This is a genomic window from Mesorhizobium sp. P2_E7 (genome assembly GCF_056403855.1).
The window spans coordinates 3,012,770-3,035,796 of record NZ_JBFUER010000001.1 but is presented as its reverse complement, the minus strand read 5'-3'; the positions used below and the strand labels follow the sequence as shown (position 1 = coordinate 3,035,796).

Annotated in this window: 21 protein-coding genes and 1 tRNA gene; 10 read left to right on the top strand and 12 right to left on the bottom strand. The window is 62.7% G+C overall.

Translation table 11 applies throughout. The annotated features are described in order from the left end of the window. Positions 1-129: 129 nt before the first annotated feature. Positions 130-1,011, bottom strand: coding sequence for a hypothetical protein (locus AC1DYC_RS14925; protein WP_477407394.1), 882 nt, complete (start codon positions 1,009-1,011; stop codon positions 130-132). A 302-nt stretch (positions 1,012-1,313) separates the two neighbouring features. On the opposite strand from AC1DYC_RS14925, the gene AC1DYC_RS14920 reads away from it, so the two are divergent. From AC1DYC_RS14920 to AC1DYC_RS14910, 3 genes are all read left to right on the top strand, one after another. Beyond that, the gene (locus AC1DYC_RS14920; RefSeq protein ID WP_477407392.1) at positions 1,314-1,778 is read left to right on the top strand and encodes an Hsp20 family protein; all 465 of its coding nucleotides are present in this window, start codon (positions 1,314-1,316) and stop codon (positions 1,776-1,778) included. A 178-nt stretch (positions 1,779-1,956) separates the two neighbouring features. Beyond that, entirely contained in the window at positions 1,957-2,259 is a 303-nt protein-coding gene (locus AC1DYC_RS14915) for a DUF982 domain-containing protein (protein ID WP_477407390.1), read from the top strand. A 10-nt stretch (positions 2,260-2,269) separates the two neighbouring features. Next, the gene (locus AC1DYC_RS14910) at positions 2,270-2,557 is read left to right on the top strand and encodes a DUF982 domain-containing protein (protein ID WP_477407388.1); all 288 of its coding nucleotides are present in this window, start codon (positions 2,270-2,272) and stop codon (positions 2,555-2,557) included. A 159-nt stretch (positions 2,558-2,716) separates the two neighbouring features. Here AC1DYC_RS14910 and AC1DYC_RS14905 read toward each other — a convergent pair. Beyond that, positions 2,717-2,791, bottom strand: a tRNA-Val gene (locus tag AC1DYC_RS14905). Positions 2,792-2,906: 115 nt separating this feature from the next. Beyond that, positions 2,907-3,269 (bottom strand): cell cycle two-component system response regulator CpdR, encoded by a 363-nt coding sequence (gene cpdR, locus AC1DYC_RS14900; RefSeq protein ID WP_006199474.1) that lies wholly within the window; start codon positions 3,267-3,269, stop codon positions 2,907-2,909. A 164-nt stretch (positions 3,270-3,433) separates the two neighbouring features. Here cpdR and AC1DYC_RS14895 point away from each other — a divergent pair, with 164 nt between their 5' ends. Then, positions 3,434-4,375, top strand: a complete 942-nt coding sequence (locus AC1DYC_RS14895; protein WP_477286170.1) for an N-formylglutamate amidohydrolase — start codon at positions 3,434-3,436, stop codon at positions 4,373-4,375. A 337-nt stretch (positions 4,376-4,712) separates the two neighbouring features. Next, positions 4,713-5,486, top strand: coding sequence for a histidinol-phosphatase (hisN, locus tag AC1DYC_RS14890; protein ID WP_477407386.1), 774 nt, complete (start codon positions 4,713-4,715; stop codon positions 5,484-5,486). A gap of 13 nt (positions 5,487-5,499) precedes the next feature. On the opposite strand, the gene AC1DYC_RS14885 is transcribed toward hisN, so the two are convergent. The 4 genes from AC1DYC_RS14885 to AC1DYC_RS14870 all read right to left on the bottom strand — a co-directional run bounded on the left by AC1DYC_RS14885 (position 5,500) and on the right by AC1DYC_RS14870 (position 7,984). Next, entirely contained in the window at positions 5,500-6,330 is an 831-nt protein-coding gene (locus AC1DYC_RS14885; RefSeq protein ID WP_477407384.1) for a helix-turn-helix transcriptional regulator, read from the bottom strand. Positions 6,331-6,441: 111 nt separating this feature from the next. Next, the gene (locus AC1DYC_RS14880) at positions 6,442-6,678 is read right to left on the bottom strand and encodes a DUF1127 domain-containing protein (RefSeq protein ID WP_477303733.1); all 237 of its coding nucleotides are present in this window, start codon (positions 6,676-6,678) and stop codon (positions 6,442-6,444) included. A 3-nt stretch (positions 6,679-6,681) separates the two neighbouring features. Next, positions 6,682-6,852 carry a hypothetical protein gene (locus tag AC1DYC_RS14875; RefSeq protein ID WP_477303731.1) on the bottom strand — a complete coding sequence of 57 codons (171 nt, stop codon included), beginning with the start codon at positions 6,850-6,852 and terminating at the stop codon, positions 6,682-6,684. Positions 6,853-7,024: 172 nt separating this feature from the next. Then, positions 7,025-7,984 carry an alpha/beta fold hydrolase gene (locus tag AC1DYC_RS14870; protein WP_477407382.1) on the bottom strand — a complete coding sequence of 320 codons (960 nt, stop codon included), beginning with the start codon at positions 7,982-7,984 and terminating at the stop codon, positions 7,025-7,027. Between the two features lie 458 nt (positions 7,985-8,442). Between AC1DYC_RS14870 and AC1DYC_RS14865 the strand changes: the two genes are divergently transcribed. Further along, positions 8,443-8,910: an Hsp20 family protein gene (locus AC1DYC_RS14865; RefSeq protein WP_352586260.1), complete on the top strand. Its 468-nt coding sequence runs from the start codon at positions 8,443-8,445 to the stop codon at positions 8,908-8,910. A 179-nt stretch (positions 8,911-9,089) separates the two neighbouring features. Next, positions 9,090-9,842 (top strand): sulfite exporter TauE/SafE family protein, encoded by a 753-nt coding sequence (locus AC1DYC_RS14860; protein WP_477407380.1) that lies wholly within the window; start codon positions 9,090-9,092, stop codon positions 9,840-9,842. Here AC1DYC_RS14860 and AC1DYC_RS14855 read toward each other — a convergent pair. Both AC1DYC_RS14855 and AC1DYC_RS14850 read right to left on the bottom strand, forming a co-directional pair. Further along, positions 9,839-10,735: an MBL fold metallo-hydrolase gene (locus AC1DYC_RS14855; protein WP_477407378.1), complete on the bottom strand. Its 897-nt coding sequence runs from the start codon at positions 10,733-10,735 to the stop codon at positions 9,839-9,841. The genes AC1DYC_RS14860 and AC1DYC_RS14855 overlap by 4 nt on opposite strands. Positions 10,736-10,744: 9 nt before the next feature. Beyond that, complete coding sequence (locus AC1DYC_RS14850; protein WP_477407376.1) at positions 10,745-11,794, bottom strand: threonine aldolase family protein; 1,050 nt, start codon at positions 11,792-11,794, stop codon at positions 10,745-10,747. A gap of 496 nt (positions 11,795-12,290) precedes the next feature. Here AC1DYC_RS14850 and gltB point away from each other — a divergent pair, with 496 nt between their 5' ends. Together gltB and AC1DYC_RS14840 are read left to right on the top strand one after the other, a co-directional pair. Beyond that, positions 12,291-17,042: a glutamate synthase large subunit gene (gene gltB / locus AC1DYC_RS14845; RefSeq protein ID WP_477407374.1), complete on the top strand. Its 4,752-nt coding sequence runs from the start codon at positions 12,291-12,293 to the stop codon at positions 17,040-17,042. A gap of 143 nt (positions 17,043-17,185) precedes the next feature. After that, positions 17,186-18,640: a glutamate synthase subunit beta gene (locus AC1DYC_RS14840; RefSeq protein WP_477407372.1), complete on the top strand. Its 1,455-nt coding sequence runs from the start codon at positions 17,186-17,188 to the stop codon at positions 18,638-18,640. Between the two features lie 78 nt (positions 18,641-18,718). Here the strand turns inward: AC1DYC_RS14840 and AC1DYC_RS14835 are convergent, their stop codons facing one another. The 3 genes from AC1DYC_RS14835 to AC1DYC_RS14825 all read right to left on the bottom strand — a co-directional run bounded on the left by AC1DYC_RS14835 (position 18,719) and on the right by AC1DYC_RS14825 (position 21,760). After that, on the bottom strand, positions 18,719-19,126 hold the full coding sequence (locus AC1DYC_RS14835) for an MAPEG family protein (protein ID WP_477407370.1): 408 nt from the start codon (positions 19,124-19,126) through the stop codon (positions 18,719-18,721). A gap of 86 nt (positions 19,127-19,212) precedes the next feature. Next, positions 19,213-20,433 (bottom strand): SGNH/GDSL hydrolase family protein, encoded by a 1,221-nt coding sequence (locus tag AC1DYC_RS14830; RefSeq protein WP_477407368.1) that lies wholly within the window; start codon positions 20,431-20,433, stop codon positions 19,213-19,215. Between the two features lie 103 nt (positions 20,434-20,536). Further along, on the bottom strand, positions 20,537-21,760 hold the full coding sequence (locus AC1DYC_RS14825; RefSeq protein WP_477407366.1) for a lytic murein transglycosylase: 1,224 nt from the start codon (positions 21,758-21,760) through the stop codon (positions 20,537-20,539). Positions 21,761-21,967: 207 nt separating this feature from the next. Here AC1DYC_RS14825 and galU point away from each other — a divergent pair, with 207 nt between their 5' ends. After that, positions 21,968-22,873 carry a UTP--glucose-1-phosphate uridylyltransferase GalU gene (gene galU, locus AC1DYC_RS14820; protein ID WP_192254541.1) on the top strand — a complete coding sequence of 302 codons (906 nt, stop codon included), beginning with the start codon at positions 21,968-21,970 and terminating at the stop codon, positions 22,871-22,873. The last annotated feature ends 154 nt before the right edge of the window (positions 22,874-23,027 follow it).

The window sequence follows — 23,027 nt, the reverse complement described above, 5'->3', positions numbered from 1 at the left end:
GTCCCGGTTTCGCGCCGGGACGTTTCCCGGTTTTCCCTAGAGCGGTTCATCGTTTCAGGAAAACGCCGAACCACTCTATCTCTTTGTTGAGCATGATCTTTTCCGAAAACCGGGTTCCACTTTTCGGGATCATGCCCGGGTCAGAGTGCGCCGAATGGCTGAAAGAAATCTCGAAACCCGAGAAGACCGGACGGCGTCGGCTGCCAACACCGCATCCATCGACCGTTCGAATTCGGTCACCATCGACGCCAGCAACGCCTGCAGCGCGGGACCGTGCAGCCTGTCGACGATGGCGTCATAATCGGCAAGCGTGGCGGCGACGACGCCCGGGATGTCTTCATAACGGCACCAGATCACATGCTCATGGTAGGGGATGTGCGTTCGCAGCGGCACCTCCTCGCTGATGACGAGGCAGCCTTGCGACAGCGCCGGCAGCACCCTGAACTCTTCGATCGAATGATGGTGCCAGGTCTGGTGCGGGTTCACGACGATCTTCGCGCTCCGGTACAGCGACTGCAGCCCAGGCAGGTCGTAAATGCCTTGCGCGTTCCGGTAGCCCGGAAATCCCTCGAGCTTTTCGATCACGGCTGCCCGCCTCGGCTCGCGGGTGTTGATGATGTTGGTCAGAACGTCGATCTGCCGGCCGCCGGCATTTGAATAGCCAAACGGGATGGCGGGGCAGTAGACGATGCGGTCGCACAGATCGCGCGAGAATTTCCCGCTGGATCTGATGTTGACGATGTTCGGCACATTGTACTCCAGCACGATATCGGCGGCGCGGAACTGCTTTTCCCTGGCAATGCGCACCAGGTATTTTTCGTCGCCGCCGAACATCGATGGGACGACGCCCCGGGGCGATGAGCGGGGAATGTCGCGCCCGCCGGGGAGCACCAGATTGTGCTCGTCCTGCATGAAGATGCGCAAATCGGCACGCGGTTCGCCACGCTTGGCGAAATAGGCCTGGACGACCGGCAGGTTGGTCATGAGCTTGTGAGCATTGAGATAATGCATCCGGCGACCTCCGGGTGAAATCAGCCCGGTTGTCAAGACAGGCTTACCCGCCCGGCCAGGGTTCCGGTCCTACTTCAAGGCGCTGCTAGACTGATCGAAGAGTTAAGGTCCCCCAGAGAACCTCAGAGTGCGCTTTCCCTCGATGCCAAAGGGTGGCCGCCAAAAAAATTTCGAGTTGCTCTTGAACTCATTTGGGACGATTCCTAATTCGATTTCCGCCAAGGCCATAAGGCTCGGCAAAAATGGCGGCGCCGCGTGGGGCGGCGCCCTTGTACCCATGTTGCTTCAAGGAGAATGTGGCTATGAGAACCTTTGATACCCTCTATCGGACCACCGTCGGTTTCGACCGCCTTTTCGACATGCTCGACAGCGGCACGCGCCCGGACTGGCCTCCCTACAACATCGAGAAGGTCGGCGAGAACGATTACCGCATCGCCATGGCCATCGCCGGCTTCAGCCGGGACGAGGTCGAGTTGACCCAGCATGGTCCCGAAATTGTCGTGGTTGGTCAGAAGGCCGATGACCAGAGCGGGCGCCAGCTGCTCCATCAGGGCCTCGCCTATCGCAGCTTCAGGCAATCGTTCAGGTTGGCCGACCACATGAAGATCAAGGCAGCCAATCTTGAGAATGGTCTCCTCACGATCGACATTGTCCGTGAGATTCCCGAAGAGCTGAAGCCGCGCCGCATCAGCATCGGCATGGGTGACACACCGACGGCCGCCACTCAGATCACGCAAGACCCGGACCGCGCGCGTAAAGCCGCGTAATCCTGTGTCACTTTGAACTGCGGTCCGCCTCCCGGCCTCGGCTGGGAGGCTCCGATTGCGGAGCAACGGAGATGATCACTTCGCAGCAACCTATTGGCGCGCGTCTATCGCGTGCGCGCAGTTGGCCGGGACCGCGCAAACCATAAAACTCAATGGTTCCTTTGATTTGGAGGATCATATGAACGATCGGATGTTCGACAGCGCCGTGTTCGTCAAAAGCGGCAACAATCTTGTCCAGGAAATCGCGTGTCTCGAGGACGCTCTGGAATTCCTCTATGAATGGCCGAAGGACAGGCGCGGCCCCATCCACCAAACCGCATTGCGCGCCTGCCAGCGAGCTTTCGATAGCGACTATCCGCTGTCCGCAGCCAGAGACGCGTTCAGCGGTTTCGCGAAAGCAGCCAGAATCCTTGTGGAAGTCTCCATGACAATGCCGTGGATGACGGGCAAAAGTGGTCAAGGGGGAGGCGTGACTGCCTAGAACGGAGGTCATGATGCTATCGAAACCTTTTGAAAAGCCGGTCCGGGTGTGGGCGGGATTGGGCTTTCCCCGCCAACTCAACACCGTCGCAGATGCCTATCAGTTCGCAGCGGAATGGTGTGGCAACAGCCCGGAGCAGAGAGCTGCTATGCGCGCTTGCAAAGCCGCTCTGATTGGTGATGTGGAACCCGAGACTGCACGAGGCGTCTTCATCGCGTTCGCTCGCAAGAAGGATATTCTGATGGAGGACAGCATCGAGCCTGCACCTTCAAGGAAGCTAAGCCCGCACCACGTCTAGAATACGCGAGGCGGCTGCCACAAGCGGTGGCCGCCTTACCAGCTAAGTGGTCGAAGGGGGCGCCAAGCGTATTCGGCCAAATTTTCGGCGCCTTCGCTTTCTCAGGGAATTGAGTTCCGTGGCAGCCAAAGAACGGGTTTAGCTAAGTTATTGAAAGGATGGTGGGCGTGACAGGGATTGAACCTGTGACCCCTGCAATGTCAATGCAGTGCTCTCCCGCTGAGCTACACGCCCATCCGAAGCCGCGCATACACCATTTTTGATCCAGCGCGTCAATAGCCGGAAAAGGGAAAGAACGGCTCGTTTTGTCGCGCCGCCAGGCGAGCGGCGAAATCGTACTGGGCGTGCTTCAGGCGGCCTGCAGCATTTTTTCGACCTCGTTGACGAGATCGCGCAGATGGAAGGGCTTCGACAGCACCTTGGCGTCTTTCGGCGCCTTGGAATCGGGGTTGAGCGCGACGGCCGCGAAACCGGTGATGAACATCACCTTGAGGTCGGGATCGATCTCGGTGGCGCGGCGGGCGAGCTCGATGCCGTCCATCTCCGGCATGACGATGTCGGTCAGCAGCAAGGAGAAGGGTTCTTCGCGCAGTCGCTCATAGGCGCTGGCACCATTGTCGAAATCGCTGACCTGGTAGCCCGCCCGCTCCAGCGCCTTGACCAGGAACCGGCGCATATCGTCGTCGTCTTCCGCCAGCAGAATGCGTGCCATCATATCCCGTCCGAATCACCCCACCCAAGCCTGCCGTCCGGCAAGCCCGTTAACCATCCTGTATATGAGGAGGTGACGGTAAACATCAAGTGAACGCTAGCAGCATTAATCCTGATTTGACGGGGTTTCTGGCACGCCGAAATGCTGGACATGCGGCTGATGAGGTGGCAGTTTCCCATCATGATGCATTGCTGTTTCCGGGTTCGTTCAAATTGACGACGGCAGCCGAGGATTTTTCGGTCGTTCCACCCTTCGAAATCCGATCGGGCGCCGAGCAGCGCGTTCCCTTCGTCTTCAACTCGCCGCATAGCGGCCGCTACTATCCCGACCGTTTCCTGGCCATGGCCAGGCTCGACCGCAACGCCATCCGGCGTTCCGAGGACTGCTATGTCGACGAGTTGTTCGGCGGTGCCGTGGCGCTCGGCGCGCCGATGCTGGCGGCGAATTTTCCGCGCGCCTATCTCGACGTCAATCGCGAACCCTGGGAACTCGACCCGCGCATGTTCGCCGAGCCGGTGCCGTCCTTCTGCAACATCCGCTCGGCGCGCGTGGCCGGCGGGCTCGGCACCGTGCCCAAGCTGGTGGGCGAGGGGCTCGACATTTATTCCGGGCGGCTGCCGCTGGCGGAGGCCGTGCAGCGCATCGAGGCCGTCTACAAACCCTATCACGAGACGCTGAAGCGGCTTTTGACCCGAACCCATGCGAGGTTTGGCTATGCCGTGCTGATCGACTGCCATTCGATGCCGGCGAGCATCAGGGTGGGCGACAGCGGCCTGCGGCCGGACTTCATCGTCGGCGACCGTTTCGGCATCTCGGCCACGGCTGCGTTGACCGAGACGGCGATAGGCCTGCTCACCGGCATGGGCTATACCGTCGCTCACAACAAGCCCTATGCGGGCGGCTTCATCACCGAGCATTACGGCCGGCCGGCGCGCCATCTGCATGCGCTGCAGATCGAGGTCAATCGCGGCCTCTACATGAATGAGCGGACGTTCCAGAAGTCGGCTGGTTTCGATGCGCTGGCCGACGACATGGCGCGCTTTTCGGCCGACCTGATGGCGATGCCCGACCACCATTTCATCGACCTGCCGCTGGCTGCCGAATGACGCCGGAGCGGCGGCTATCCATGAGATCCCGCGCCAGCCATGCGGCGGCGTAAAAAAAGACCGCATCGTTTGCACGACACGGTCGAAGTCTAGGGAGGAAACGCCCAAGGAGGGCATGGACAGGAAAACCTGTCCGACAACAAAGTTATTGTGCGATGCACAAATGTCAACCGACTCCACCCTTTTTTAATTCACTCTGATGTGGAAATTGCGCTTCGGTGGCGCTGGTGTGATATTTTGGCAACAATTATCTCAGTGATAAATCGATAAACCGGCTTGTTTTGGCGCAAAAGTGCCGGCAGACCGGGTCGGGCACTCTGCAATGCGGGAGAATCAGGTGGACATCAGCATCGATTTCATGCGCCGGATCGCGCAAGCGGCGGCGGCTGAGACCTTGCCGCGGTTCCGCGCCCAGGGCGTGGTGGCCAACAAGGAAAAGGGCAGTTTCGATCCGGTCACGGAAGCCGACCGCGAGACGGAACGCGCCATCCGGGCGATGATATCGGCCGAGTATCCCGATCACGGCATTTTGGGCGAAGAGCACGGCAGCGAGAACGTCTCCAGCCGGCATGTCTGGGTGATTGATCCCATCGATGGCACCCGCGCCTTCATTTCCGGCCTGCCGGTATGGGGGACGCTGGTCGGTCTCACGGTCGACGGTGACGCTGTCGCCGGCATGATGGCGCAGCCCTTCACCGGCGAGCTGTTCTACGCCAACGCTTCCGGCTCCCACTATGAGGGCCCCGGCGGACCGCGCAAGCTCTCGACCCGCAAAACGACGAAGCTCGACGAGGCGACCTTGTTCACGACCACGCCGGCGCTGTTCAAGGGCGAGGCGCGCACGCGCTTCGACAAATTCGAAAAGCAAGTCCAGCTCGTTCGCTACGGCGCCGATTGCTACGCCTTCGCCATGATCGCGTCGGGCAGCGTCGACATCGTCGCCGACCCCGGATTGAAGCCCTATGACATCGTGGCGCTGATACCGATCATCGAAAAGGCCGGCGGCGTCGTCACCACATTCGAGGGTGGCCCGGCGGAAAAGGGCGGCGACATACTGGCCGCCGCGACACCCGAGCTTCACGCGGCGGCGATGGCGGCACTGCGCGGCTGATATTCTGTCCCTGTCAACGCGGCTTGATCGAACGCTGGAACTCCGCCGGCGTTCGCCCGTAGACCTGCCTGAACGCCGCGCTGAAATGGCTGTGGCTGGAGAAACCAAGGTCCATGCCGAGGGTCGTCAGATTGTCGTAGCGGCCAAGCAGGTCGAGCGCGCGCGCCAGGCGCAGGCGCAGATGATAGCGGTAGAGCGGCATCGCCTCGACCTGCTGGAACACTTGCGTCAGATAAACCGGTGACACCCCGACTTCGGCGGCAATCTCGGCCAGCGTCCAGCGCCGCGACAGGTCCGAGGACAGGACAAGCTTGGCGCGATCGACCAGCTTTTGCCGGCCGGCGCTGGCACCGGCGGCATGCGAGGTGCGTTCACCGAGGGAGCGCCGCACCAGCGTCAGCGCCAGGGTTTCGGCCTCCAGCGTTTCGGCAATGTTGCGGCTCAGGCTGTGGCGCAGCACCGCCACCAGCGCCTGAGCCCGCGGGTCGATGCGGCGGCGCTGGCGGCGAAACGCCAACGCGCTGCCCGAGCGCAACTGCTCCTTCGGCGTCAATTCCTGCAGCTGCGCCTCCTCGATGACGAGATCGAGGCAGGAATCGCCACCCTCGACGGGGTGGCTGATCCGGTAGGGTTCCGCCTCATTGAAGAACAGCAACTGGTTGGCTTCGGCGACCGCATCGTTGCGGCCGACATGGCGCACGAAGACACCGCGGTAGGGAAACACCAGATGCGTGGCGGCGGTGCATTCTTCTTCGCTTCTGTGCCGGCATTCGCCGCTGCAGACAACGTCCCTTATCCTGACGGTACCGGTGTCCAGGAGCATCTGTACCGTGAATTGAGACATGGCCGTTGCGTTCCCCTCTGCGCCGGAAGCTGTCCTGGCACTGTTAGGCGATCGGCCGGTCCAAACCTGTCAGGAGGCTTCACCTGTCAGCGCCGTCGCAACGGCCATGGCTCAATCCCACAGATGGCGCATGTATTCGCCGTGGGCTTCACCGCGCGACAGGCCGATGTCCTTGAGCTGTTCGTCGGTCATTTCGAGCAGTGCGAGGCGACTCCGACGCCTTTCCAGCTGGCGGCCGATCCAATTGGCCGCCGCGATGCAGTGTGTCCGCAAGGACCGCCAGAAGGTCGCGGATTGGGTTGTGGGTGCCTGTGCCAGGTGCACCACCGTTGCATGATCGGGGCGCATCGCTCAGGCCTCCCCGTTGCCGACCACTGAGGCGCCGGCCACCGAGGCGCCGGCTTCGTTCAGCGCAATCGCGCATTCCTCGCAGCAGACCTCGACGGTCTTGCCGCCGACCTTGACGCGGATCGGGTTGGCGTCCAGCCGGCAATCGCAGGCAGCGCAGGTTTTCTCGGTCATGATGTCATCTCCTTGGCGTTCAGTTCGACGTGGAGATGAGCATTCCGGGGCAGCACCGGCTGTCAGAATCTTTAGCTCTTTGCGTGCTGCCGGCGCTGCCGGGCGGTCCTCCTGACAGAAGGCTGTCAGCAGGCGCAAGCTCAAGGCGCCGCAACCTGCGGCGCTGACGGGATCAGGCCGTAGGGTCGTCGTTGCCGGGAATGAAGGCGTCGAAGGCGGCGAGCAACTGCTCGCGATAGACATCGGCCTCCTGCAGGATCTCGTGCTTGGCGCCATCGATCATCAGCAGCGAGCCGACGCGCAGACGCCTGGTGTAGGCCTCCACGGCCTTGGTCGAGACCACCTGATCGGCGCCGGCGGCGATCACCAGCAGCGGCACCTGGATCCTGGCCATGAAATCCGGCTCGGTGATGACCTCACCGGCCTTGATGGCTGCCTGCAGCCAGCGGATGGTCGGGCCGCCGAGCGCCAGTTGCGGCCATGCTTCATAAATCTGTGTGTTGCGCTGATAACGCTCGGGGTCCGAAGTCACCTTGTTGAGGGCAAAGGGCAGGGTTTGCCGCGGACGCGGACCCCAGGCGGCATAGAGCCGGCCGAGGCCGAGAAAGCATAATACAGAGCAGACGCGGCGCACCGTTTTTGCAGACAGCGGAAAATCGGGCACCGTCAGGAAAGGCGCAATCAGCACCATGCGGCGCACCCGGTTGACCATCGACGGCGCGGCCAGCAGCGCAATCACGGCGCCGGCCGAATGGGCGAGGATGTAGTAGGGGCCGCGGCAGTCGGGCAGCACGATGTCCTCGAAGAACTGCTCGAGGTCGCCGGTGTAGTCGTAGAAGGAGCGGACATAGCCGCGTTGCGGGTCACGGAGCAGCCGGTCCGAACCGCCCTGGCCGCGCCAGTCGAGCGTGGCGACGCCGAGGCCGCGATCTGTCAGGTTGCGGATGGTCTCGAAATATTTCTCGATGCACTCATTGCGGCCGGGCAGCAACACGACCGTGCCCTTCAGCGGCCGTGTGACCGCGGCAAAAAGGCCGTAGCGGATCTTTTTACCGTCACGCGTGGTGAAGAACCCGCCGGCGACGTTTTGCGGCGGCGGGTTGCCTGGCGTGGGGTGGAAGAGATCCGTCATTCGGTGCTTGCGTTTGGTGGTGTTTCGCCCGGTTGGGCGTCGGCATGGTGATAGACGCCAATGGATGAAAAGCAAAGGGAGGGGCGCCAAGGGGCGGACGAAGAACGAGTAAGGCCGGAAGCAGCCTGCGGCGTGCTTCCGGCCTCTGTCGATCCGGGAGGAAGGGACGTTACACCCGGTTCGGCTTCGTCGCGGCACCCTCATCCGGCGCCGCCTGGTTCTTGATCCTGGCTGCACTCTAACGCCGGCCGGCTGAACGGGCGCCGAAGCGGCGGTTCATCTGCCGTTCATCGACGCCTCAATTCACAGCTGTTCAAAAATCCTTGAAATGCGCTTTTGCGCTCCCCAAATGTCTGATGCAGCCGCCGATGTCGGGGCTGCTGGTCCATCCGAAACGCCTTTTTCAGGGTTTCGCACCGACCACACGCAAACCATGTTGCTCAACAGGAGAACACCTCATGCGTCACGTTGATTTTTCCCCGCTCTATCGCTCGACCGTCGGCTTCGACCGCCTGTTTACCATGCTCGACTCGCTGGCCCAGCCCGAGAGCGCGCAGACCTATCCGCCCTACAACATCGAGCGCACCGGCGAGAATGCCTATCGCATCTCGATGGCGGTTGCCGGCTTTTCGGACGAAGAGATCTCGATCGAAGCCCACCGCAACGTGCTGACCGTCAAGGGTGAGCGCAAGGAAGAGGGCAATGGCGAAGGCTCCGAGCTGCTCTATCGCGGCATTGCCTCGCGCTCCTTCGAGCGCCGCTTCCAGCTCGCCGACCATGTCGAGGTCGTCGGCGCCACGCTGAAGAACGGCCTGCTCTTCGTCGATCTCACGCGCAACATCCCGGAGGAGCTGAAGCCGCGCAAGATCGCGATTACCGCCAGCTCCGAGAAGGCGAAGCAGATCGAGGCCAAGAACGCCGCGTAATCAAGACGGCGGCGTGATATCGCCCAAGGGACGTGGTAACGCCCAGAGATAGAAGCGTCTCCTCCCGAGACGAAAGCGGCGCCGCGAGGCGCCGCTTTTTTGTTGCGCCGAAGCCTCTGTCACCCAGAACCATGGGTTCTGGCTCTTTTGGTGGGGGCGCTGCCTTCCCATGAAGGGCGATGTCTGATTTCTCGTTGGCGTTGACAGCCACCATTGCCGTCACCTTCCTGCTGGCCGGTATCGTCAAGGGCGTGACCGGCATGGGCCTGCCGACGCTGGCGATGGGGCTGCTCGGCACCATCATGCCGCCAGTCGCGGCGGCTTCGCTGCTGATCGTGCCGTCCTTCGTCACCAATATCTGGCAGCTGTTTGCCGGCCCGAGCTTCGCGTCGATCCTCAAGCGGCTGTGGCTGATGATGGTCGGCATCGTCGCCGGCACGCTCGCCGGCTCATGGCTCTTGGCCAGCGACAACGTCAAATGGACGACCGCCGGCCTCGGTGCCGCACTGATCGTCTATGCCGTCTATACGCTGCTGGCGCGGCAATTGACGGTCCCGATGTCGGCCGAACGCTGGTCGTCGCCCATTGTCGGTTTTCTTACCGGCCTCGTTACCGGCGGCACCGGCGTGTTCGTCGTCCCTGCGGTGCCCTACATCCAGGCATTGGGGTTGAACCGCGAGGACCTGATTCAGGCGCTCGGTCTTTCCTTCACCGTATCGACCATCGCGCTTGCCGCCGGCCTTGCCTCGCATGGCGCCTTCCAGGTCGAGCATATCGCGATGTCGTCGCTGGCGGTCCTGCCGGCGCTGCTCGGCATGTGGCTGGGACAATTGCTCCGCCAGCGGATCAGCCCGGCGACCTTCCGGCGCTGGTTTCTCATCTTCCTGATCCTGCTTGGCCTGGAGCTTCTGCTGCGGCCCTTCCTCGCCTAACTGTTGGCGCCGGTTGCAAGAACGGCCTCGACGTTTTGCCTGTGAACGGGCTCGTATAGCGCGAAGTACTCGACCGCACCGGTGGCGAACATGTCGGCGCCGAAGGTTTTCAAATCCTGCTTCGCCAGATCGGGCTCGTGCCGGCAGCGGAGCAGTTTTTGGACGTAGGCTTGCGTTGCGGCGATGAGGCCTTTGTCGTAGCCGCCTCGTTCGATCGCTTCGAGCGAACCGTGATTGGGCAGGATGCGGTCTATCGGCCAGCCGGCCATGCGTTCGAGATCGACCAGATGTTCAGCCAGCCGATCCGCCTCGCTGACATAGGTGATCGGGTCCTCGAGCGTGTCGCCCGCCAGGAGCAGGCCGTTCCCAGGCATGAACAGCACCGTGCCGTCATGGCTGTGGATTTCGACCTGGCGCAGCTCGACGGCGATCGATCCGACGGTGAGGTCAAGACTGCCTTCGAAGGTCCGGTTCGGCAGCACGAGCGGCTTGATCGGCGGAATGCCGCCTTCGATCTCTGCTCGGTTGTTCGCCAGCGCCGCGGCGGTGAGCGTGTTGGCGATGATCTCGCAGTCCTGAAACACTTCATTGCCGGCAATATGATCGTCATGCCAGTGGCTGAGCACGACCCGGATCGAGCTGACGCCCATGGCTTCTAACGTCTGCCGGACAAAGCGCGCATGGGGCAGCGAAATATGCGTGTCGTAGACAAGCGCCTGCGGCCCATCGACAACGGCATAGGTGCAGATGCCGAGGGCATAAGCACCGTCATCCAGCCAATTCGGGTCGTCCGACCAGGCGCGAACGCCGTCGATGCGGCCATCGTAGAAGCCCAGCACGTTTGGCGCCGGGCGGAGCAGCCGCATGGTCGAGCCGAGAGGAGGTCTGGTCATCGGAAAAGCTCAGGCGATCATGTGGCCGAGGTGGTCCACCTCTTCAGCCGTCGTGGCGAAGCTGGCGACGAAGCGGTAGATCGCTTCATTGTCCCCGAGGTGGCCGTCGAAGCTTTGCGGCACGCCCCATTCATAGAATTTGGCGCCGTCGCCTTGCATCTTTTCCGCCTTGGTGCGGTCGAGAATGGCGAACACTTCATTGGCCTGCGGCAGCCAGGCCAGCCGGCCGGACGGCGCATCCTCGATCGCCGCGGCCAGCCTTGCGGCCATCGCATTGGCGTGGCGCGCCATCCTCAGCCACAGATCGTCGGTAAGATAGGCCTCGAACTGGGCGGAGATGAAGCGCGCCTTGGAGAAGGTCTGCCCGGCGCGCTGGCGAAGCAGGCGCAGGTCGCGCGCCACGTCGGGGTTGAGGACCACGACCGCGTCGGCCATCCAGCAGCCATTCTTGGTGCCGCCGAAGGAGATGATGTCGACACCGCTCTTCCAGGTCATTTCCGCAGGGCTGACGTCAGTCGCCGCAACGGCATTGGCGAAGCGCGCGCCGTCCATGTGCAGCGGCAGCTTGTGACGGCGAGCCACCTCGGCGATCGCCTTGATATCGTTAACGGCGTAAACGGTGCCGACTTCGGTTGCCTGGGTGATCGTCACCGCCATCGGCTGGCCTGCAGGGGCGAGATCCTGCGAATAGCGCTTGATGGCCCGGTCGAGCGCCTGCGGATTGATGCGCCCCAGAGCTCCCGGGACGGGCGACATGCGCGCGCCGCCGGTGTAAAAACCTGCGGCACCGAATTCATCGACATTCATATGCGCTTCGGCATGGCAGAAGGCGACGCCGCCGATCCGATTCAGCGACGCCATCGACAGCGCGTTGGCCGCCGTGCCGGTGGCGACGAAGAAGACCGCGACCTCGCGCTCGAAGATTTCGTTGAAGCGCTTGTAGACGGCGCGGTCAAGGTCGCCATCGCCATAGGCGGTGGCGATGCCGGCAGCATGGCGGGTCAGGTTGGCCGAGATATCGGGATGGACGCCCGCCCAGTTGTCGGATGCAAAGAACATTCAGAAAGTCCATGGCTGTTTGCGAAAAGGAGCGCGACCATGGCCGCTTCAGGGTTTAGCGCGCAAGGGCCAAGGGCTGGAAAAGCGGTAAAGCCAGCGGCCGATCACGAAGGCGTGCGGGGACCGAAGTTTTCGTTTCGACTACGCGTCGCGTAATTTTCTGTCGCGAAACGCCCAAGATTTTTGTGAATCGGTCTTGTGTGTGCTCAGGATTTCTGCCATAAAAATTTAGGACAGTAGTGCTGTCTTATTTTGTCGCACAAGTCAGGCTGGATTGGCGTATCATTTGGGCCACTCCGGCCGTTGCCGCGAGCGACGGGTAGACGGCTCGGCTGTGGCCTGTACGATACCGGATACGAACCGGCGGCGCACCGCTCGGTTCGCCAAGGATTTCGCAAGACGTGCCGCAAGAATGAGAGCGGAAGCCAGTCGCTTCCCAAGGTAGACCAGCGCCCCAAACGCTAGACGTGCAGGGGCCGGAACGGAGGACAGGACGATGACGGAACTGACGCCATCTGCGATTACCGGCCAGGCCGCGCAGACGAAAGCGGCAGCCGTTAAAAATACCGTTCTGACCAATACCGGGCGAACCACCAACGGCCTAACCACCAACGGCATGGCAGCGCAGGGTCTCTATGACCCGCGCAACGAGCATGACGCGTGCGGCGTCGGCTTCATCGTCAACATGAAGAACGTCAAGTCGCACCAGATCGTCAAGGACGGGCTTTTCGTGCTCGAAAACCTGACGCATCGCGGCGCCGTCGGCGCCGATCCGCTGATGGGCGACGGCGCCGGCGTGCTGGTGCAGATCCCGGACCGCTTCTTCCGCGAGGAGATGGCGGCGCAGGGCGTCGAACTGCCGCCGACGGGCCAATACGGCGTCGGCCACTGGTTCATGCCGCAGGATGCGGCACTGCGCGCCCATATCGAAGACATCATCGCCGAATCGGCGCAGTCCGAAGGGCTGCCGCTGCTCGGTTTCCGTGACGTGCCGGTCGACAATTCATCGCTGTCGAAGGCGCCCGATATCGCGGCCTCCGAACCGTTCCATCGCCAGGTCTTCATCGGCCGCACGGCCGACATTACCGACGACGAGGAGTATGAGGCCAGGCTCTACCTGCTGCGCAAGGTCATCTCCGGCCGCATCTATGCCGAGAACAACAACAGGGATATCGGCGCCTACTGCGTGTCGCTGTCGGCGCGCACGATCGTCTACAAGGGCATGTTCCTGGCCTACCAGGTCGGCGCCTATTACAAGGATCTGTCGGATCCTCGCTTCGAGACGGCGCTGATCCTCGTCCACCAGCGTTTTTCCACCAACACTTTCCCGTCGTGGAAGCTGGCGCATCCCTACCGCATGGTCGCGCACAATGGCGAGATCAACACGGTGCGCGGCAACAACAACTGGATGGCGGCGCGCCAGGCCTCGGTCGATTCCGAGCTGTTCGGCAACAACATCTCGAAGCTGTGGCCAATCTCCTATGACGGCCAGTCCGACACTGCGTGCTTCGACAATGCGCTCGAATTCCTGTTCCAGGGCGGCTACAGCCTCAGCCACGCCATGATGATGCTGATCCCGGAAGCCTGGGCCGGCAACAAGCTGATGGATGCCGACCGCAAGGCCTTCTATGAATACCATGCAGCCCTGATGGAGCCGTGGGACGGGCCGGCCGCGGTCGCCTTCACCGACGGCCGCCAGATCGGCGCCACGCTCGACCGCAACGGCCTGCGCCCGGCGCGCTACATCGTCACCGACGACGACCGCGTCATCATGGCGTCCGAAGCCGGCGTGCTGCCGGTGCCGGAGGAAAAGATCATCAAGAAGTGGCGGCTGCAGCCCGGCCGCATGCTTCTGATCGACCTCGCCAAGGGCCGCATCATTTCCGACGAGGAGATCAAGTCGGAAATCGCGACCAGGCATCCCTACAAGACCTGGCTCAACAACACGCAGCTGATCCTCGAGGATCTGAAGCCGGTCGAGCCGCGCGAACTGCGCAAGGATGTCAGCCTGCTCGATCGCCAGCAGGCGTTCGGCTACAGCCAGGAAGACACCAAGCTGTTGATGTCGCCGATGGCGACCACCGGCCAGGAAGCCGTGGGTTCGATGGGCACCGACACGCCGATCTCGGCTATGTCGGACAAGTCGAAGCTGCTCTACACCTATTTCAAGCAGAACTTCGCCCAGGTCACCAACCCGCCGATCGACCCGATCCGCGAGGAGCTGGTGATGAGCCTGGTGTCGTTCATCGGGCCGCGGCCGAACATCTTCGACCTGGTCGGCAATTCGCGCCGCAAGCGGCTCGAAGTGCGCCAGCCGATCCTGACCAATGGCGATCTGGAAAAGATCCGCTCGATTGGTCACACCGAAGACCGTTTCGACACCAAGACGATCGACATCACCTACGGGTCGAGCGAGGGCGCTGCCGGCATGCAGGGCGCCGTCGAGCGCCTGTGCGAGCGCGCCGAGGCGGCTGTCGCCGGCGGGTACAACATCATCATCCTGTCCGACCGCCAGGTCGGGCCGGACCGCATCGCCATTCCGGCGCTGCTGGCGACGGCGGCGGTGCACCATCACCTGATCCGCAAGGGCCTGCGCACCGCGGTCGGCCTGGTCGTGGAATCCGGCGAGCCGCGCGAAGTGCATCATTTCTGCTGTCTCGCCGGTTATGGCGCCGAGGCGATCAATCCTTACCTCGCCTTCGACACGCTGCTCGACATGCACAAGCGCGGCGAACTGCCGGCCGAGGTCGATGCCTACGAGGTCGTCTCGCGCTACATCAAGTCGATCGGCAAGGGCATCCTCAAGGTGATGTCCAAGATGGGCATCTCGACCTACCAGTCCTATTGCGGCGCGCAAATCTTCGACGCCATCGGGCTGAAGACGGATTTCGTCGAGAAGTACTTTACCGGCACCGCGACGCTGATCGAAGGTGTGGGTCTGGACGAGGTCGCGGCCGAGACGCTCAGCCGCCACACCGACGGTTTCGGCAACGATCCGGTGCTGCGCAACAGCCTCGAGGTCGGCGGCGAGTACATGTACCGCATGCGCGGCGAAGCCCATATGTGGTCGCCCGACGCGGTCGCCACCTTGCAGCACGCCGTGCGCCAGGGGTCGTGGGAGACGTTCAAGGAATACTCGGCGCAGATCGACAGCGAGACGGCCCGCGCCCAGACCATTCGTGGCCTGTTCAGGATCAAGCTCGCGGAAGAGACCGGCCGCAAGAAGGTCCCGCTCGACGAGGTCATGTCCGCAGCCGACATCGTCAAGCGCTTCTCGACCGGGGCGATGTCGTTCGGTTCGATCTCGCGCGAAGCGCACACCACGCTGGCGCGCGCCATGAACCAGATCGGCGGCAAGTCGAACACCGGTGAGGGCGGCGAGGAAGCCGACCGTTATCTGCCGCTGCCCGGCGGCGGCAAGAACCCGGAACGCTCGGCGATCAAGCAGGTCGCCTCGGGACGGTTCGGGGTGACGGCCGAATATCTGGTCAATTCCGATGTCATGCAGATCAAGGTCGCGCAGGGCGCCAAGCCCGGCGAGGGCGGCCAGCTGCCCGGCCACAAGGTCGACGCGACCATCGCCAAAGTCCGGCATTCGACGCCTGGCGTCGGCCTGATCTCGCCGCCGCCGCATCACGACATCTACTCGATCGAGGATCTGGCGCAGCTGATCTACGATCTGAAGAACGTCAATCCGGCGGCCGACGTCTCGGTCAAGCTGGTGTCGGAAGTCGGTGTCGGCACGGTTGCGGCCGGCGTCGCCAAGGCGCGCGCCGACCACATCACCATTTCGGGCTATGACGGCGGCACCGGCGCGTCGCCGCTGACCTCGCTCAAGCATGCCGGCAGCCCGTGGGAAATGGGCCTTGCCGAGACACACCAGACGCTGGTGCTCAACGGTTTGCGGTCGCGCGTGGCGCTGCAGGTCGATGGTGGCTTGCGCACGGGGCGCGACGTCATCATCGGCGCGCTGCTCGGCGCCGACGAGTTCGGCTTCTCGACCGCGCCGCTGATCGCGGCCGGCTGCATCATGATGCGCAAGTGCCATCTCAACACCTGTCCGGTCGGCGTCGCGACGCAGGACCCGGTGCTGCGCAAGCGCTTCAAGGGCACGCCCGAGCATGTCATCAACTTCTTCTTCTATGTTGCGGAAGAGGTGAGGGGGCTGCTCGCCGAAATGGGCTACACCCATATCGACCAGATCATCGGCGACAGCGATTTGCTGGAGAAGCGCGAGATGATCCAGCACTGGAAGGCGCGCGGGCTCGATTTCGGCAAGATGTTCTTCAAGCCGGATGCGCCGCATGAAGCGGTGCACTGGACCGAGCGGCAGAAGCACCCGATCGACGATGTGCTCGACCGCAAGCTGATCGAACTGGCCAAGCCCGCGCTCGAGGCCAAGCAGCCGGTCAAGATCGAGGTCGACATCCGCAATGTCGACCGTTCGACCGGTGCCATGCTGTCGGGCGAAGTGGCCAAGCGTTTCAGGCACAAGGGCCTGCGCGAAGACACGATCCAGGTGAAGCTGACCGGCACTGCCGGCCAATCCTTCGGCGCCTTCCTGGCGCGCGGCATCTCGTTCGATCTCGTCGGCGCCGCCAACGACTATGTCGGCAAGGGTCTGTCGGGTGGCCGCATCGTCATCCGGCCGCCGGAAGAATCCAAGATCGTCGCGGCGGAATCGATCATCGTCGGCAATACGGTGCTCTATGGCGCCACCGAGGGTGAGGCCTATTTTGCCGGTGTCGCCGGCGAACGCTTCGCGGTGCGCAACTCGGGTGTGGCCGCCGTCGTCGAAGGCGTCGGCGATCATGGCTGCGAGTACATGACCGGCGGCATCGTCGTCGTCATCGGCCAGACCGGCCGCAACTTCGCCGCCGGCATGTCGGGCGGCGTCGCCTATGTGCTGGACGAAGCCGGCGATTTCGCCGCGCGTTGCAACATGGCGATGGTCGAGCTGGAGCCGGTGCCGGAAGAGGACGATTTGATGGAAAGGCTGCTGCACCATGGCGGCGACCTCGACCACAAGGGTCGCGTCGACGTCTCCGGCGACATGACCAGCCATGACGAGGAACGGCTCTACCAGCTGATCTCGAACCATGTGCATTTCACGGGTTCGGTGCGCGGCCGCGAGATCCTCGATGACTGGACGACATTCCGGCCGAAATTCCGCAAGATCATGCCGGTCGAATACCGCCGCGCTTTGATCGAGATGGAACGCATGCGCATGGGCGTGGCAGCGGAATAGGCTTTTGAACTTGCCGGGAGGCCCAGGCTTCCCGGCGGAACTTTCAGCGACAGTTTGACCTCGGATGCAAGGTTGCCATGGCTGCCTCAAGGGGTTAACGGGTGCGGCGAACCCCGCACCATCTGGACAGCAGGAACTGGACTATGGGCAAGGTAACAGGCTTTCTCGAAATCGACCGGCAGGTGCACAAGTACCAGCCGGCCTCCGACCGCATCCGGCATTTCCGCGAGTTCACGCTGCCGATGTCGGACAAGGAGGTCGAGAAACAGGCCGCACGCTGCATGGATTGCGGCATTCCGTTCTGCCATGGGCCGACCGGCTGTCCGATCCACAACCAGATCCCGGACTGGAACGACCTCGTCTATAATGGCGATTGGGACAATGCGATCCGCAACCTGCATTCGACCAACAATTTCCCCGAATTCACCGGTCGCATCTGCCCCGCCCCCTGCGAGGAAGCCTGCACCCTGAACCTCGAGGACATTCCGGTTGCCATCAAGACGGTCGAGCAGGCGATTGCCGACAAGGCTTATGAGACCGGCCATATCCGGCCTTATCCGCCTGAGAAGAAGACGGGCAAGCGGGTTGCGGTCATCGGCTCCGGCCCGGCCGGTATGGCCGCCGCGCAGCAGCTTGGCCGCGCCGGGCACGAGGTCAGCGTCTATGAGCGTGAGAGCCGCCCCGGCGGGCTGATGCGCTATGGCATTCCCGACTTCAAGATCGAGAAGCACTATATCGACCGCCGCATCGAGCAGATGCAGGGCGAGGGCGTGACCTTCCATTGCGGCGTCAATGTCGGTGTCGACAAGCCCGTGGCAGAGCTGCTCGCCGAATACGATGCGGTGCTCTATTGCGGCGGGTCGGAATCGCCGCGTCCGGCCAACATTCCGGGCGACGATCTCGGTGGCGTCTATGATGCCATGCCCTATCTGGTGCAGCAGAACCGCCGCGTCGGCGGCGAGCCGATCCAGTCGGTGGCGTGGCCGTCGCATCCGATCATTGCCGGCGGCCAGCATGTCGTCGTCGTCGGCGGCGGCGATACCGCTTCCGACTGCGTCGGTACCGCCTTCCGCCAGGGCGCGGTGCGCGTCACCCAGCTCGATATCCGCCCGCAGCCACCGGAGAAGGAAGACAAGCTCGCGGTCTGGCCCTACTGGGCGACCAAGATGCGGACGTCCTCCTCGCAGGCCGAGGGTGCCGAGCGCGAATTCCAGGTGGCGACGCTCGAATTCATCGGCGAAGACGGCCAACTGACCGGCGTCAAGTGCTGCGAAGTCGACGAGAAGCGCAAGCCGATCGCCGGCACCGAATTCGTCATCCGCGCCGATCTCGCCTTCATCGCCATCGGCTTTGCCGGACCGGCCGCCGTGGGTGTGGCGAAGGAGCTGGAAGGCGAGATGAAAATCGTCACTGACAACCGGCGCTCCAGGAATGTCGAAGCCAACGATCGCGACTACAAGACCAGCGTCGACAAGCTTTACGCCGCCGGCGACGTGCGCCGCGGCCAGTCGTTGGTCGTCTGGGCGATCCGCGAAGGCCGCCAGGCGGCGCGTTCGATCGACGAAGCGCTGATGGGCTCAACGGTGCTGCCGCGCTGATATTCATGACAGCGCCGGAGACATTTCCTCGGCTGGCGATATCTGCGGCCGAATCGCTGTCCGTACCTGCCGAAGCGCTTAGCTGATCAGCAGCTTGGTTGCCCAATGGAGGCCGATGGCCATCTGGACCGCAAACGCGGAAAATCGAGCCTTGACCGCGTTTGGACTGGTCGACGTCAAATGAATGGCAGACTGGATCAATCGCGCAACGAGAAACCAGTACGCAAGCGGGTCGGTGATCCCGGTCCGCGAAGTCATCATGGCCAAGGCCATGAGACCTCCGAAGATTGGGAGTCCCTCGATGCAATTCGCGTGAGCTCGCGCAAGCCGCCGCAAAAAGGGCGAAAGACCTGCGTTATCCGGCGCGAATCCATTGGCGAGGATGCGGCCGCTCAGTACGAGGTGCGTGCGCAAAATCTCCATCCATGTAAGCAATAAAAGGGTCCAACTCACGAACCCAAGCAATGCGTAGCCCGTTGCCGACATATTCGCCCCCGACTTTGACTTCGGCCAAAAACCGATAATGCCATTGTTCGGCTTGGCGCGGAATTGCCGCTAGGCAGGAACGTCGGTCAAGGAGTTGCCGTCGTCGTATCGGGCGTTGCCGCTGCTGTCGCCGGCGGCTGTGCCTTCGGCGGCCAGGAAAAATCGTCGGCGCGGCCGGGTGACGCCTCGGGCGCCTTGCCTTCGAGGATGAGTTTTTCGCCGGGCAGATCCGGATTGGCCTTGGGCGCTGCCGCGGCGCCGAGAAGTTCGGAACCGCCGTCAAGAGCCGGATCGTTGAGCAGCATCGGCACCGTGCGGTCGACCACAATGGGGGCGGCCGGAAGCGACGGCGCCTCGACCGGGGCGCCGGCGGGCGCTGCAGCGGTCACCACGCTGCCCGGCGCCGCCAGACCGAGGATCTTGGCCAGCGGTTTTTCGGTATAGAAGGCGAGCTTGCGCTTGCCGGCCTTCGAGACGTTGATGCCGTCGTCGGAACGCAGCCGCACGGCCTGGCCGTTTATATCGGGACCGGTCGTGACAAAGGCGCCATTCTCGTCGACGAACCCGTCCCAGACATCGACGAATTCGCCGCCATTCTTCTCGGCGGCCGAGTGGTAGATGTCGTTGAAGGCCAGCATGTCGGAGGTCATCTTCGGCGCCTTGAAGGCCGGCATGCCGACCCACAGATACGGCACTTTGGTCGACGCCAGCGCCTCGCCCAACGCCTCGGTCCGGCGTTCGTATTCCTTGGTCCAGTTCTCGGAACGCGGCTGCTCGCGCACGTCGTTGACGCGCATCTGCTGGCGGTCGTTGGAGCCGAGCATGACGACCACCGCTGCCGGCTTCTCGGCCTCGATCAGCGATTTGACCTGTTCGGGCCAGTTGTAGACGTCATCGCGCACGAAGCCTGACGAGCCGTTGGCGCGCTGGACGATCCTGATGGCCGGGTTGGCGGCAAAGGCGGTGTCGAGGCCCTCGGCAAGGCCACTGGCCATGAAATCGCCGATCACCAGGATGACGCGGGAATCCGGCGTCTTCTCGACGACTGGAACAGCAGGTTCAGCGGGTGCTCGGGGCTTTTTCTTGATCTTCGGCTTTGCCTTGCGGATGTCGAGCGGCGGCTCGATGCGCTCGCTGCGGCGTGGAAACAGAAGGTCGCGCAGCGACCAGCCGCGGTTCTGCGGCTGTTCCTGCGCCAAGGCGGGTGTGTGGAAAGAGCCGGCTATTCCCGTCGCCAGGACAACGACGGCCAGAACGAGGATCGGCAAGCGGAAAACGATCACACGGATACGCGCTGCCGAAACCAAGCACCCTCTCCATCCCTTGGCGCATGACCCCTCGGGGGATCATGCACAGATCGATGCTACAGCGTCACTTGCGCGCGGCAAATGCGCGGCGCGGTAGCTGGCCCTATTTTTTTCTGAGCCATTTGAGCACTTCCATGCTCGGATACCCGTCCTGGGTCAAGCCGACCTTTGCCTGATAGGTCATGATGGCGGTTTTCGTGCCGTCACCGATCTTGCCGTCGAACTTGCCGTCGTAAAGCCCGTGCTGCGACAACCGCTTCTGCAACTCCTGCCTTTCCTCGAAGGACAGTTTGGTGAAAGGCCGCTTCCAGTCCTGCACCAGACCACTAGAGCCGGCGATTTCGTCGGCAAGAAGGCCGACGGCAAGGGCATACTTGTCGGCGTTGTTGTAGGCCTTGATGACGGAGAAGTTCTTGATCATCAGGAAGGCCGGTCCGCCGCGGCCGTCCGGCACTTTCAGCGTTGCCTTGTCGGTTGCGTTCTTGAACGGCTTGCCGTTGGCCCTGGCGACGCCGAGCGCCTGCCATTGTGCCAGCGTCTTCGAGCCGGCGGGCAGCTTGCCGGCCGGAATGGTGACTTCGTAGCCCCAGGTCTTGCCGCCTTGCCAGCCATTCTTCTTCAACAGATTGGCTGATGTCGCCAGAGCATCGGGGATCGAATTCCAGATGTCGCGCTTGCCGTTGCCGTCCATGTCGACGGCATAATGCTGATAGCTGGTCGGGATGAACTGGGTCTGGCCCATGGCGCCGGCCCAGGAGCCCATCAGGTGGCTTTCGTCGATGTCGCCGGTCTGCAGGATCTTCAGTGCCGCGACCAATTGGGTGCGAGCGAATTTCGACCGCTTCGGGTCGCCATAGGCGAGCGTCGCCAGCGAGCGGATGACATTGCGCATGATGTCGTCGCGCTTGAGGATCTCGCCGTAGTTCGATTCCATCGACCAGATGGCAAGCAGGATGTAGCGATCGACGCCGAACCTTGCCTCGATCCGGTCCAGCCACGGCTTCCATTTCTTGGCCATCTGCTGGCCGACGGCAACGGACTGGTCATGGACGCGGTTGTCGAAATAGTCCCAGGCGGGCGCGCTGAACTCAGGTTGCGTGCGGGCCTTTTCCAGCACCACCGGGTCGGGCTCGTTGATGCCGCGGAACGCCTGGTCGTAGACTGGGCCGGAAACACCGCCGGCCACAGCGGTGGCGCGGAAGCCGGCGACCCATTGCCGGAAACCGGCATCGGCAAAGGCCGGTCCGGTCGGCATTAGCAAGGCGAGCGAGAGGCTGGCCGCCGTCAGGACGCTGGTAAAGAGTTTTGCGGCACTGCGAACGGACATCTTTTCCTCCTTCACTATCTCAGGAAAGACCATTCATCGCCGAACCGGGTTAGGAATTAGTTTACCATAGGTGGCGCCTGGAACGAAAAGACACGTCGATGCTTTAGGCACTGGAAGTTCTCACCAGTAGCTCGTAATCCTCGATTTCGGCGTGAAAATGTCTCGAAACGGGATTGCGGAGCAGGCAATCAAACGGATAATTGACGTATGAAGCGAGTTCGCAAGGCAGTTTTCCCGGTCGCCGGTCTCGGCACGCGGTTCCTCCCGGCCACCAAGGCGATCCCCAAGGAAATGCTGACCGTCGTCGACCGGCCGGTCATCCAGTATGTCGTCGATGAGGCGCGCGAGGCCGGCATCGAACATTTCATCTTCGTCACCGGCCGCAACAAGGCGGTCATCGAGGATCATTTCGACATCCAGTTCGAGCTCTATGACACGCTCGCCCAGCGCGGCAAGGACGAGCAGCTGGCCCGCCTGCAGCGGCTGCAGCCGGCGCCGGGGCAGACCTCCTTCACCCGCCAACAGGTGCCGATGGGTCTCGGCCATGCCGTCTGGTGCGCGCGCGAACTGGTCGGCGACGAGCCCTTCGCGCTGCTCTTGCCCGATATGATCATGCAGTCGGAAAAGAGCTGCATGAAGGCAATGGTCGAGCTCTACGAGGAGACCGGCAACAACATCATCGCCGTGCAGGAATGCGATCCGGCCGAAACCCATAAATATGGCATTGTCGGCCGCGGCGAGGACACGCATCACGGCTTCCGCATCACCGAGATGGTCGAGAAGCCGAAGACCGGCACCGCGCCGTCCAATCTCTACATCAACGGCCGTTACATCCTGCAGCCGGAGATCTTCACGATCCTCGAAAGCCAGGAAAAGGGCGCCGGCAACGAGATCCAGCTTACCGACGCGATGCTGAAGCTGGAAAAGCAGCAGCCCTTCTTTGGCTACCACTATCAGGGCCGCACCTTCGACTGCGGCTCGCCGGAAGGTTTTGTCGAGGCCAATGTCGCCTTCGCGCTCTGGCGCAGCGACATGAACGAAAACATGGCCGGCGTCATCCGCACGCTGCTCGACGAGATGAAGCCGTCCGAGCGGCGGGGTGCTGCGTTCTAGGCATGTCGATATTCACGTGAGGCCGGCCTGCAAATGGCTGATACCTACGCTTCCGGTGCTCACGTACGAAAAGTACGCTCCGCTCCGGTTCTCGGCATCAGCCATTTTCGACTCGGCCTGACCTGAATCTCGACATACCAAGCGCTGGGCATGC

Coding starts and splice junctions, on each gene's coding strand:
- AC1DYC_RS14920 (WP_477407392.1), top strand. CDS start 1,314: ATGAGAACCTTTGATACCCTCTATCGGACCACCGTCGGTTTCGACCGC.
- AC1DYC_RS14875 (WP_477303731.1), bottom strand. CDS start 6,852: ATGACCGAGAAAACCTGCGCTGCCTGCGATTGCCGGCTGGACGCCAAC.
- gltB (WP_477407374.1), top strand. CDS start 12,291: ATGACGGAACTGACGCCATCTGCGATTACCGGCCAGGCCGCGCAGACG.
- AC1DYC_RS14860 (WP_477407380.1), top strand. CDS start 9,090: ATGTCTGATTTCTCGTTGGCGTTGACAGCCACCATTGCCGTCACCTTC.
- AC1DYC_RS14840 (WP_477407372.1), top strand. CDS start 17,186: ATGGGCAAGGTAACAGGCTTTCTCGAAATCGACCGGCAGGTGCACAAG.
- AC1DYC_RS14855 (WP_477407378.1), bottom strand. CDS start 10,735: ATGACCAGACCTCCTCTCGGCTCGACCATGCGGCTGCTCCGCCCGGCG.
- cpdR (WP_006199474.1), bottom strand. CDS start 3,269: ATGGCACGCATTCTGCTGGCGGAAGACGACGACGATATGCGCCGGTTC.
- AC1DYC_RS14825 (WP_477407366.1), bottom strand. CDS start 21,760: ATGTCCGTTCGCAGTGCCGCAAAACTCTTTACCAGCGTCCTGACGGCG.
- AC1DYC_RS14850 (WP_477407376.1), bottom strand. CDS start 11,794: ATGTTCTTTGCATCCGACAACTGGGCGGGCGTCCATCCCGATATCTCG.
- AC1DYC_RS14910 (WP_477407388.1), top strand. CDS start 2,270: ATGATGCTATCGAAACCTTTTGAAAAGCCGGTCCGGGTGTGGGCGGGA.
- AC1DYC_RS14915 (WP_477407390.1), top strand. CDS start 1,957: ATGAACGATCGGATGTTCGACAGCGCCGTGTTCGTCAAAAGCGGCAAC.
- AC1DYC_RS14835 (WP_477407370.1), bottom strand. CDS start 19,126: ATGTCGGCAACGGGCTACGCATTGCTTGGGTTCGTGAGTTGGACCCTT.
- AC1DYC_RS14870 (WP_477407382.1), bottom strand. CDS start 7,984: ATGACGGATCTCTTCCACCCCACGCCAGGCAACCCGCCGCCGCAAAAC.
- AC1DYC_RS14885 (WP_477407384.1), bottom strand. CDS start 6,330: ATGTCTCAATTCACGGTACAGATGCTCCTGGACACCGGTACCGTCAGG.
- AC1DYC_RS14925 (WP_477407394.1), bottom strand. CDS start 1,011: ATGCATTATCTCAATGCTCACAAGCTCATGACCAACCTGCCGGTCGTC.
- galU (WP_192254541.1), top strand. CDS start 21,968: ATGAAGCGAGTTCGCAAGGCAGTTTTCCCGGTCGCCGGTCTCGGCACG.
- AC1DYC_RS14880 (WP_477303733.1), bottom strand. CDS start 6,678: ATGCGCCCCGATCATGCAACGGTGGTGCACCTGGCACAGGCACCCACA.
- AC1DYC_RS14865 (WP_352586260.1), top strand. CDS start 8,443: ATGCGTCACGTTGATTTTTCCCCGCTCTATCGCTCGACCGTCGGCTTC.